Genomic DNA, 12,312 nt, shown 5'->3' on the forward strand with positions numbered 1-12,312 from the left:
GAGGAGTGAAAAAAGTGGCAATTAGCAATCCTTATCAATCGTACCAGCAAAATTCTGTTAATACCGCTTCGCCAGGCGAATTAACATTGATGCTATATAATGGGTGTTTAAAATTTATTCACCTTGCAAAAAAGGCCATTATCAATAAAAACATCGAAGAGAAAAATACTAATATTCAAAAAGCGCAAAAGATTATCCAAGAGTTGATGGTGACGTTAAATATGGATTTGGAAATCTCAAAAAATATGATGTCCTTATATGATTATATGAACAGACGTCTCATGGAGGCGAACATTCAAAATGACACCTCTATCTTAGATGAGGTCGAGGGTCTTGTAACTGAATTTCGCGATACATGGAAGGAAGTCATTCAAATTAATCGTCAGAAGCAGTTCTCCCAAGGTGGTCAAGCCTAGTGAATGCCTTGCGTCAATACTATGCAGTAACGGTTGAGCTGCTCGATTTGTTTAAAAACTCTACGATGGAGCGGGATGAAAAAATCTTAGCGATTGAACAGCTTTTAGAAAAAAGAGAGACATGGATGCAGCAAATCAAACCGCCTTATTCAGAGGAAGATCGAAAGCTGGGTTCAACCTTAATAGAATTGGAGCGATCAGTCGCTTCTTTTTTACAAAAAGAAAAGCTCCACATACAAAAAGACTTAAATGAGTTAAACGTCAAAAAGAATTCTACGAACAAATATATAAACCCGTATCAATCGCTGTCTTCAGACGGGGTTTTTTATGATAAGAGGAATTAGATATTTAGAAAGGATGCCACGCTAAATAAAAGGCATTCTTTTTTATAACATAATTTAGGAGACGGTTACATACATATTTATCTATTAAGATAGTGTGTGTGAGGTAAGGTTGTTTGAAGCACACTATAAACTCAGAAACTAAATGCCCAACTAATCAAAAAAGAAAGCGCTGTCACAAATTAGACAAAATATTAAAAAAACTCTAATTTTGAGCAGGAATTTTGTCGGGGAAAATAGAAATATAATTGTATAACCTACTTGAATTGAGTAGGCTATCATGTAAGAAAAAGCAACTGGATTTAAAAAGGGAGGACTACTTATATGAATTACAACATTCGTGGTGAAAACATTGAGGTTACTTCAGCAATCAGAGATTATGTTGAGAAGAAAATTTCAAAGTTGCACCGATACTTTTCCGAAACACCAGATGCTAATGTAAATGTTAATTTAAAAACATATAGCGATAAAACAGCGAAGGTGGAAGTGACAATTCCGTTGCCGCAGCTGGTATTACGTGCTGAAGTGGATCATGAGGATATGTATGCAGCGATTGACTTGATAACTGATAAATTAGAACGTCAAATTCGTAAGCATAAAACAAAAGTTAACCGTAAATTTCGTGAAAAAGGAAGCTTGAATACGTTGTTTACGACTACTGATGAAGTGGCTTCTACAGTGATAGAAGAAGAGAGTGATCTTGAAGTGGTACGCCAGAAAAGCTTTAACTTAAAGCCGATGGACAGTGAAGAAGCAATACTGCAAATGAATATGCTGGGACACAGCTTCTATGTATTTACAGATGCTGAAACTAATCGGACAAATGTAGTCTATAAACGAAAAGACGGCCGATATGGCTTAATTGAAACCTATAATTAAGGATCATAGATAAGGTGAAACTTCCATCAATGGGGGTTTAAGTTGATGGTTAGTTGAACCAATCGGGCTTTTACGGGGAGTTATCCTCCACCTAGGATTTCTCATTTACACTAATGACCTTGAGGTGGAGGTTTTACTGCCCGTTAATGCGGGATAAAGAGGATGACTCAGCTTTCATTTTGAGTCATCCTCTGTTTACTTAATAAGTGTGTTGTTGATAACTTCAAAGGTAATGTATCGAAGTCCAGCGATCTACAGGATGTACGAGTGCCGATGTTGCCACAGGACGTGGCGCTTTTAAATCGGCCGCGCCTAGCCCCTCGGATCATAAGCCACAATCCTCCTGAAATCAGGATTTCCAACGGATTGCGATTTATGTCTGTCGCGGCTGATCAAGGCGCTTACGCTTTTCTTCTTTAAGCTTTTACAAAAGCCAGTTTTTCACGATATTCCTTAGCTGCTTCGACCATTTTCGTTAAGGCAGCTATGGTTTCTTGTTCGTTACGTGTTTTTAGTCCGCAATCTGGATTTACCCAGAATAGATTGTCGTCTAAAGCTATTAATGCACGTTCAATATTTTCAGTCATTGCATCAACAGAAGGAATGCGTGGGCTATGAATATCGTAAACACCTAAGCCAATTCCTTTGTTATAGAAGAATTTTTCGAATGCTTCGATTATGTTACCATGGCTGCGAGAAGCTTCAATGGAAATCACATCTGCATCGAGTGCATCGATCGTGTTGATCATGTCTTTGAATTTAGAGTAACACATATGTGTATGGATTTGCGTCTCGTCCTTCACACCGGTTGTCGACAGCTTGAAAGCATCAACAGTTGCTTTTAAATAAGCCACTTGTTTTTCCTCTTTAATTGGTAATCCTTCACGCAATGCTGGCTCGTCCACTTGAATCATTTCAATATTCTGATCCTCAAGTGCTTTTACTTCCTTACGAATCGCTAGTCCTATTTGATTCATAATGTCATAACGCGGAATATCTACACGTGGGAATGACCAGTTTAAGATGGTAACAGGACCTGTTAGCATTCCTTTAACCTGCTTCTCCGTTAAGCTTTGTGCATAAACGCTTTCCTTTACGGTCATAGGTTCACTAAGTGCAACATCTCCGTAAATAACTGGTGGACGTACACAACGGGACCCGTATGATTGAACCCATCCATTTTTTGTAACAGCGAATCCGTCTAGTTTATCTCCAAAAAACTCAACCATGTCTGTACGCTCGAATTCACCATGAACAAGAACGTCTAAGCCGATTTCTTCTTGAATATCGATCCAGCGTTTGATTTCAGATTGGATGTATTGCTCATATTGTGCATCGGAAAGTTCTTTTTTCTTCCATTTTAAACGATTGACGCGTACTTCCTTCGTTTGCGGGAAGCTTCCGATTGTTGTGGTTGGCAGAAGCGGCAGCTGAAATTTTGCTTGCTGCAATGCTTGGCGCTCTGCAATCGGTGCACGAGTAACGTCTTTTTCTGTTAAGCTGACTAGCTCTTTACGAACAGTTTCGTTATGACGAGCTGGAGACTGTAAAAAGACTTGTAATTTTGCTTCATATTCCTTAAGGCCAACTGGTTCTCCGTTAAGAGCTTGTTTTAATAGGAGCAGCTCTTCTAGTTTTTCTTCTGCAAAGCTAAGTCCTTGCTTAATGTCTTCAGCTAATTCAGTTTCGCTGGCAACAGTTACTGGTACGTGTAGCAGCGAGCTGGATGGTTGAATGTATAAGCGATCAGCTGAAACAGTTTCCAATAACTCTTGAACGAGCGCTTGTTTTTCGCTGAGTATGCTTTTCCAAACGTTTCGGCCGTCGATGATTCCTGCAAATAAATACTTGTCTGCTGGGAAGCCATGCTTTTGAATAGCTGCTTTTGATTGACCTTCGTCATGGACAAAATCAAGACCAAATCCATCAACTGGAAGAGACGTGACTTTTTGATAATCTTCTACGGTTTCAAAATATGTTTGAACAATGATGTTCAAGCAAGAAACAGCATCAGCGATTTGTTTGTATGCTGCTTCGATTTCTGCCCAATAAGCGTTTTCTTTCATTGTAACAAAAATTGGTTCATCGATTTGCACCCATTCCACGCCGGCAGCTTGGAGCTCTTGTAAAACTTGAATATATAAAGGAGTTAGTTTTTGAATGAGGGCTGGAGCCTCCTCTGCTTCATATCCTTTTCCTAATAAAACAAATGTCGCTGGTCCAACAAGAACAGCTTTTCCGTTTACTCCTAAAGCTTCTTTTGCTTTTTTCCAATAAGCAAGTGGACGGTTTTCAACAAGCTTTGGTTGGGCGCTGTTAAATTCAGGCACAATATAGTGATAGTTTGTGTTAAACCATTTTGTCATTTCGCATGCTTCTGCTTGTTCATTTCCACGTGCCATTGCAAAATATAAATCAAGTGGAGCTAAGTTTTGCTTTTGGAAGCGCTCAGGTACAATACCAAACATAAACGATGTATCAAGGATATGGTCGTAAAAAGTGAAGTCACCAACTGGAATTAAGTCGATGCCTTTCTCCTTTTGTATACTGATTTGTTGGAAGAATAGCTGTTCAAGCTCTTGGTGAAGCTCTTGCTCTGTTTTGGCGTTTTTCCAAAAGGCTTCAATCGTTTTCTTCCATTCTCTGTTTCTGCCAATTCGCGGGTACCCAATATTTGAAATTTTTACTGTCATCATGATCTCCTCATTTCGTCTTTTTTTCACCTTACAATAAAAAAACCCTCTATTTTTTAATAGAGAGTAGAGTTAGACGGCATGCTTAAACACATTGAGACAGACTACGGGTTTCTCAATACCAAACTAATCACCTCTCCCTATGACGCGTAGGTTGCAAGTGCAAACAAAAGGCAGGTCTCCTGACTTAGGATCCTCGTTTTTTACCCCCTTCCCGTTTAAAAAACAGTGGGTTATAGTAAAGAACTCCCCATCACAGTGGCGCGACCGTGTCGGACTTTAACCGAACTTCCCTTTTAAGCTAAAAGTGCATAATGCATTCTTTTAACACCTTCTGCATGAACTATATTTACTTTTTGTTCCTCTTGAAAAGGAATTGAGATTAAGAATAGCCTATTTATAAAATTAAATCAAGTCTGAAAAATAGGTAAGTAGTCTAGTATTTTAATAAATAATTAAGTATTCCTATCTTTTTTGATGGGATTCTACTTTTTTTGAAAAAGTTTTTAAAGATAGACTATTATCTAGGATAAAAGACCTAATAATAAAAATGGAAAAATAGTCCATTTTACTACCAAAAAATAGAAGGATTTTCGATTAAACGAAAGAATATTTTAATTATTGAAAAATATTTTTAAAATAAAATTGCATGGAGGCTTCAAATTGAAGAAAATGTCCAAAATCAAATGGAATCGAATGATGATTCCGATCACAGCAGCAAGCATCGCTTTATTTACTTATTCATCCCCCATTTTAACATCTGGCATTACCGAGAAGATTGCATATGCTAAACAGGATTTCCACTTGGAAACAAAACATGATATTTCTCTTCAAGAAGCATTTACTGCTGCTGCAAAGGAGTTCGGGGTGCCAGAAAATATTTTGTTAGCTGTTTCTTACAACTTAACTCGCTGGGAGCATCATAACGGTGAACCAAGTTTTTCTGCTGGCTATGGTGTGATGCATTTAACAGATTTAGAGACAAGTAGTAAAGATATTGGAAAAGGAATAGGTCAAAAGCTAAGTGATGAACAGGTCAATGATCCCCATTTACATACACTTAAGGAAGCGGCAAAGCTCCTTAATGAAGATCCAGATCAATTAAAAGAGGATCCCGTACAAAACATTCGTGGAGGTGCTGCGCTAATTGCCCAATATGCAAGTGAAACAGTTGGAAAGATTCCTTCAACGGAAAAAGATTGGTATGGAGCTGTAGCTAAATTCAGCGGTTCTGATGAATTTTCTACAGCTACTGATTTTGCCGATCAGGTTTACAAGACTATCAATGAAGGAGTTCAGAGGGAAACAACGGATGGGCAGCAAATAAGCTTGAACGCAAAAGGAGTAGTTGCCAACATTGAAACGGTTAAGCCACTTCATTTAAAGAAAAAGGAAAAAAGCGAAGCAGAATGTCCAATGAGCTTAGATTGTAAATTTGTTCCCGCAAATTATGAACAAAGAAGTGATGATCCTACCGATTATGGAAACTATGATATTGCAGATCGACCAAATGCAGGGCCGGATATCCGTTATATTGTGATTCATGATACAGAGACAAGTTATCAAGGTGCAATCGACTGGTTTCAAAATCCGAATTCTTACGTTGCAGCACACTATGTGATTCGTTCTTCGGATGGGCAAATCACTCAAATGGTTCATAATAAAGATGTGGGCTGGCACGCTGGAAACTGGTATTTTAATATGCACTCTATCGGATTGGAACATGAGGGATACATGGTGGACGGAGCAAGTTGGTATAGTGAAGAGATGTACCGGTCATCTGCTAAACTTGTAAAATTCTTAGCGGAAAAATATAATATCCCACTTGATCGTGCTCATATTATTGGACATGAAGAGATTCCAGGTTTAACTCCAGCACGGCAAAAATCAATGCATGAAGATCCAGGGGTATTCTGGGATTGGCAGCATTATATGGAACTCGTTGGAAATCCTATTCATTCTGGAAATGGGTTGAAGGATATTGTCACATTTAATCCTCGTTTTGAAACGAATAAACCAGAGCTGGATGGTTTTGAACCGCAATCAGCGAATTTTGTCTACTTGTATCAACAGCCAAGCTTCGATGCTCCATTGTTCGATGATCCGCTTTATTCTGGTCCGGGTTCAAAAAGCATCTATGAAGAAGGAAGCAAGGTTCCTACAGGACAAAGCTACGTACTTGCTGAACATCAAGGTGACTGGGATGCTATTTGGTTTGGTGGAGAAAAGGCTTGGTTCTATAATCCAAATGGGAAAAATACCGTTCGTGGCAAAGGCACATTAATTACTCCGAAGAAAGAAAAAGAATATATCTCGGTTTACGGTTCCGCATATCCAGAAGAAAGTGCTTATCCAATTGGGATACAGCCAAGGCTTGTTACTGAGCTGTATAAAATTCCGAAAGGACAAGTGTATGTAGCTATTGATAAGGTGAGAAGCAACTATTACAATGCAACTACTTATTCTCATGATCCATATGATGAAAATCATAAAATGGTCATCGGAAATGATGAATATTATTACATTTATTTTAATCATCGTCATGGCTTTGTCAAAGCATCTGAAGTGGATGTTGTTTCAAAATAAATAATCTTTTAAACGGAGGTACCCTTTTGGATAGGGTACCTTTTATCGTGCGCTCAGCATGGATACAGTCTACAAGGTGAAAATTATGAGAAAATTGCAGTAGACCGACCATGTCAACGAAAACTTCTAGTAATACATTCACTTCACATCTGGAACAACTAAAAGTTAGAATTCAGAATTGTGAAGGGAATTAGACACTCCCTCCTACTCAGTTGAAAAACAGGTGTATAGAGAAGCTAAAAGGTTTTAATTTTTACCAAAGTGTTAAAACTAATAGTAAATGATAGGATAGAAGAGATTATTAAATATAGATATAATACTAGTCATGATGAAAGAAATTTGATTTGGATTGAAGAATCAAAGGAGTGATAAACAATGAATAAGAAGATTAGCAGAAATGATCCATGCCCATGCGGGAGTGGGAAAAAATATAAAAAATGCTGTGGGAAAAGTGATGCGGTCTCTATTACAGACTTGCTTGAAAAGGATATCATTGCTCTGCAAAGAGAAATCATCGAATATGGGCAAAATCATTTTTATGAAGAAATCTCAGATACTTTTAACGATATAATGGAAATGTTGAATGTAGAAGATGAAGAGGAGAAAGAGTTTTACGAGTTTGTTCACAATTTTTGGTTTTCGGTTTTTGAGCTAACTGAAAATGATCATACGATTATGGAATGCTTCCTCTCTGAAAAATTAGATCGACTGCATCGACCACGTCTGAAAGAAATTATTTCAACTTGGACAGATGCGACAGCAGTAGCAGGAACGATCATCGAATTGGATCAAAAAGTGATCGTTATTCGAGATACCTTGCGACAGGAGAGCTATCGAACACGTATTTTGGATGATAGTTTTGAATATAAGGTTGGCTCATTTGGATTCGCGATTTTGCTTCCGTTTGATCAAGAGTATATCTTGTTTCCAGCTTTTTTTGATCTGCCGGTTGAGCATACATCAACATATGAGGATTATATTCAAAGAGATTTTGAATTTTCATATGAGAACGATCCTGAGGAATTTTTAATTGAATCTTTTATAGAGCTAATGTACGAGGTTCCAGGTGCTAGTGAAAGACTTCGTACAGAAGAGTTATCATGGCCATCACCAATCTCAAAAAAAGTTGCTGATCTTTTTAGAGAAGAGTTAGAGAAAATAGGGGAATCTACCGTCCATATTAATTATGGCGTAATCATATGGAATAAGTTTATTCTAGCAAGAAATAAACGAATTCAAAATGCCCTAATTTACGTTGCCTCACTTCGCTACTTATTATCGATGATGGTACCTTTACAGCAATCATTGTCTCAAAAGGAGCTAGCAGAGGTGTATGGAGTATCTGTAAGCAGTATATCTAGTAAATACAATGAAATACTCTATGCTTTAGAAGAGGATATGAATAGTGCTTTGGAACGAAACGATGTAGATAAGGAGCCAACGATTGGACCTTCTCCTATACTTGGAGAGCGTGCTCTTCACGATCTTTTTGGTGAAATAAATGATAAGCAATTTGACAAAATAGAGGACGTAAATTCTTTTTTAAAGACGAAAATGGAAGAACCTATTGTAAAAAAAAGCGCGAAAAAGCTCTCAAATAAGGAAAAGGCCCAACAGCTTATCTATGATGCTTATGAAGAAACGGGAGAAAAAAGATACCAGCTTGCTCGTCAGGCATTAATGCTGAATCAATTTCATCCTGATGGCTATAATTTATTGGCAGAAGAAACTGATTCTATCGTGGAAGCAGAAATTCTTTATCATAAAGGGATGGTCCTTGGAAAACAAGAGCTTGGGGAAGAATTCTTTAAAGAGAATGTTGGCCATTTCTGGGGATTGATCGAAACAAGACCATTTATGCGTGCAAAATTTCATTATGCGCAAACGAAGCATGAGCAAGGTGAAATAAAAGAGGCCATCGTTCATTATGAAGAGCTATTGACATTAAATCCTCATGATAACCAAGGAGTAAGAGATTCCTTGTTTAGCGCTTATTGTGAGATTAAACTGCTTGGAAAAGCAGAAGAGCTATTGGAGGATTACGATGATGGCACAGCAGCAGGGTATTTCAACAGAGTTTTAGTTGAATTATTATTAAATGGCTTTACGGAAAAAGCGAAAAAGTATTTTCTGAAAGGACGAGAGCAGAATCCATATATCGTTCCTTATTTGAATGGAAAGAAAAGAAAGCCTGCCCAAATCCCTGATTACTTTGGCTTTGGAGATGAAAATGAAGCTCGCACATATGCCTTTAACTATATTCATCTATGGAAAAACATCCATGGATTAAAAGAAGGGCTATTAAAATGGTGATCGGTCTTTATGCAGGCGCTTTGTTCTAATACAAGGCGCCTTTTTCGTCGGTTATGAAATTATAATTTAGTTTGCTGTGGGTAATTTTGAAGGTTTTGTATCGACGTCCAGTTCCAGCGCCTATCGACTATCAAACTTCAGGCCTTCTCCCTACGATAAGTCAACATCGATTCGCTATCGCTCATCGTGTATCCTTTATCTCAGTCGAAGTCCCTCCAGTTTGTACGTCGATGATCAAGGCGCTTGCACTTTTGTTCCAATGGTTGTCACTATATAGATGAAGTGGTAATATTAAAAGGGTATTTTATATTTTTCTACGGATTTGTTTTTTCAAAATAACGTAGTTGAACAATTATTAATTAAGCTTTATTTAAATAAAAGAGTTTGCAGGTAAAGGGTAGTTCTTTCCGCTAACTTTCTAACATAAAGGAGCGTTAATAAATGCTTGGTATTTTAAACAAGGTGTTTGATTTTAATAAAAAGGAATTAAAACGATTAACGAAATTAGCAGAACAAGTCGATTCGCTTGCAGCAGAAATGGAGAAATTATCTGAATTTGAATTGCGTGCAAAAACAAAGCAATTTCAAGCTCGTTATCAAAATGGAGAAACTTTGGATGATTTGCTCGTTGAGGCTTTTGCCGTTGTGCGAGAAGGAGCAAAGCGTGTTCTAGGATTATATCCATATCCTGTGCAGCTTATGGGGGGTGTTTCCCTTCATGAAGGAAATATATCAGAGATGAAGACAGGGGAAGGTAAAACGTTAACAGCTACGATGCCTGTTTATTTGAATGCTTTATCTGGAAAAGGTGTTCATGTAATTACGGTGAATGAATACTTAGCTTCTCGTGATGCTTCTGAAATGGGGCAGCTTTATCAATACCTTGGCTTATCTGTAGGCTTAAACTTAAACGGCTTATCTAAAGAAGATAAGCAGGCCGCTTATGCAGCAGATATCACCTATGGAACAAATAATGAGTTCGGATTTGATTATCTTCGAGATAATATGGTTCTTTATAATGAGCAGAAGGTACAACGTCCTTTAAACTTTGCTGTTATTGATGAGGTTGACTCCATTTTAATCGATGAAGCTCGTACACCATTAATTATTTCTGGTAATGCACAAAAATCGACGAAAGCCTATATTCAAGCGAATGCTTTTGTCCGTACCTTAGTGGGCGAAACTGATTATACGTATGATGAAAAAACAAAAAGTGTTCAGCTAACGGAACTAGGGATCACAAAAGCTGAGCGTTCTTTTGGAATAGAAAATCTTTTTGACATTCGTCATGTCGCATTGAACCATCATATTGGTCAAGCGCTTAAAGCACATGTCAGCATGCACCTTGATGTTGATTATGTTGTTCAAGATGGTGAAATTGTCATTGTAGACCAATTTACAGGTCGTTTAATGAAGGGACGCCGCTATAGCGATGGACTTCATCAAGCCATTGAAGCGAAGGAAGGGCTTGAAGTCCAAAATGAAAGTATGACTCTTGCAACGATCACATTCCAAAACTACTTCCGCATGTATGAAAAGCTTTCAGGAATGACAGGTACTGCAAAGACTGAGGAAGAGGAATTCCGCAATATTTATAATATGAATGTTATTAGCATTCCAACAAACTTGCCGATTTTGCGCGATGATCGTCCTGATTTAATTTACGCCTCCATGGATGGGAAATTCCGAGCTGTCGTAGAGGATATTGCTGAGCGCCATCAAAATGGGCAGCCTGTGTTAGTCGGTACGGTAGCGATTGAGACTTCTGAAATTATTTCAAAATATTTATCGAAAAAAGGGATTCGTCATAATGTTTTGAACGCCAAAAATCATGAACGTGAAGCAGAAATCATTGCTTTTGCAGGTGAAAGAGGAGCTGTAACGATCGCAACCAATATGGCAGGTCGCGGTACTGATATTAAATTAGCTGAAGGCGTGAAAGAACTAGGCGGTTTGGCTGTTATTGGAACAGAGCGCCATGAAAGCCGTCGGATTGACAACCAGCTGCGTGGTCGATCTGGTCGTCAAGGAGATCCTGGGATCACCCAATTCTATTTATCAATGGAAGATGAACTGATGCGCCGTTTTGGATCAGATAATATGAAATCGATGATGACCCGCCTTGGAATGGATGATACTCAGCCTATTCAAAGTAAAATGGTCTCACGTGCTGTTGAGTCTGCTCAGAAACGAGTAGAAGGCAATAACTTTGATGCACGGAAACAGCTCTTACAATATGATGATGTCCTTCGTCAGCAACGTGAAATTATTTATTCACAAAGAAATGAAGTGTTAGAATCCGACAATTTACGTGAAATTGTTGAGCATATGATTCAATCCTCTATCAGGCGGAATGCTTTAGTTCATACAGCAGATGGTGTCAGCGATGATCTTGAGCAAAAAAATCTTCAAGCAATTTTGGATTTTGCCGCAGGAAATCTGTTGCATGAAGGCGATCTTGTTTTAGATGATATCCGTGGCAAAGATGCGGAAGAGATGGTTAACATCATTTTTGCTAAGGTTAAAAAGAACTATGATGAAAAAGAAGAGAACATGGGCTCTGAGCAAATGCGTGAATTTGAAAAAGTTATCGTCCTACGCTCTGTTGATTCCAAATGGATTGATCATATTGATGCGATGGATCAGCTGCGCCAAGGGATTCATTTACGTGCCTACGGACAAATTGATCCTCTTCGTGAGTATCAGCATGAAGGGTATGCAATGTTTGAGACCATGATTGCTTCAATTGAAGAAGATGTGGCGAAATACATCATGAAGGCTGAAATTCAAAACAATCTTCAACGCCAAGAGGTTGCAAAAGGTCAAGCAGTCAACCCGAAGGAAGATGGAGAAAAGAAAAAGAAACAGCCAGTCGTAAGACAGCTTGATGTTGGACGCAATGCTCCATGCGTTTGCGGCAGTGGTAAAAAATATAAAAACTGCTGTGGAAAATAACACAGCACGATCATATAAGAGCATATACGATTTAATGTAATGGGTTGTTTGTGAAAGAGGGTCACATTGTCGTTGTACACAACGCTTGAGGCTCTCTTTTTTCCTGAATATTAATTATAGAGGTGACGG

At 38.2% G+C, this 12,312-nt stretch carries 7 protein-coding genes and 1 riboswitch; of the genes, 6 read left to right on the forward strand and 1 reads right to left on the reverse strand.

Annotation, left to right across the window (positions count from 1 at the left end; all coding sequences use genetic code 11):
• The first annotated feature begins 14 nt into the window (after positions 1 to 14).
• The 3 genes from fliS (at position 15) to hpf (ending at position 1,636) form a co-directional block, all read left to right on the forward strand.
• Positions 15 to 416: a flagellar export chaperone FliS gene (gene fliS, locus FDO66_RS12235; RefSeq protein ID WP_141432936.1), complete on the forward strand. Its 402-nt coding sequence runs from the start codon at positions 15 to 17 to the stop codon at positions 414 to 416.
• Positions 416 to 760, forward strand: a complete 345-nt coding sequence (fliT, locus tag FDO66_RS12240) for a flagellar protein FliT (protein ID WP_141432937.1) — start codon at positions 416 to 418, stop codon at positions 758 to 760. The genes fliS and fliT overlap by 1 nt, the downstream gene beginning before the upstream one ends.
• A 321-nt stretch (positions 761 to 1,081) precedes the next feature.
• Entirely contained in the window at positions 1,082 to 1,636 is a 555-nt protein-coding gene (gene hpf, locus FDO66_RS12245; protein ID WP_141432938.1) for a ribosome hibernation-promoting factor, HPF/YfiA family, read from the forward strand.
• A gap of 416 nt (positions 1,637 to 2,052) precedes the next feature.
• On the opposite strand, the gene metE is transcribed toward hpf, so the two are convergent.
• Complete coding sequence (metE, locus tag FDO66_RS12250) at positions 2,053 to 4,332, reverse strand: 5-methyltetrahydropteroyltriglutamate--homocysteine S-methyltransferase (protein ID WP_141432939.1); 2,280 nt, start codon at positions 4,330 to 4,332, stop codon at positions 2,053 to 2,055.
• Between the two features lie 152 nt (positions 4,333 to 4,484).
• Positions 4,485 to 4,679: riboswitch (cobalamin riboswitch) on the reverse strand.
• A gap of 322 nt (positions 4,680 to 5,001) precedes the next feature.
• On the opposite strand from metE, the gene FDO66_RS12255 reads away from it, so the two are divergent.
• From FDO66_RS12255 to secA, 3 genes are all read left to right on the forward strand, one after another.
• The gene (locus FDO66_RS12255; protein WP_141433026.1) at positions 5,002 to 6,915 is read left to right on the forward strand and encodes an N-acetylmuramoyl-L-alanine amidase; all 1,914 of its coding nucleotides are present in this window, start codon (positions 5,002 to 5,004) and stop codon (positions 6,913 to 6,915) included.
• Positions 6,916 to 7,290: 375 nt separating this feature from the next.
• Complete coding sequence (locus FDO66_RS12260; protein ID WP_141432940.1) at positions 7,291 to 9,228, forward strand: SEC-C metal-binding domain-containing protein; 1,938 nt, start codon at positions 7,291 to 7,293, stop codon at positions 9,226 to 9,228.
• Positions 9,229 to 9,669: 441 nt separating this feature from the next.
• Positions 9,670 to 12,183: a preprotein translocase subunit SecA gene (secA, locus tag FDO66_RS12265; RefSeq protein ID WP_141432941.1), complete on the forward strand. Its 2,514-nt coding sequence runs from the start codon at positions 9,670 to 9,672 to the stop codon at positions 12,181 to 12,183.
• The last annotated feature ends 129 nt before the right edge of the window (positions 12,184 to 12,312 follow it).

The organism is Bacillus sp. 03113 (assembly GCF_006546985.1).
Taxonomy (GTDB): Bacteria; Bacillota; Bacilli; order Bacillales; family Cytobacillaceae; genus VATK01.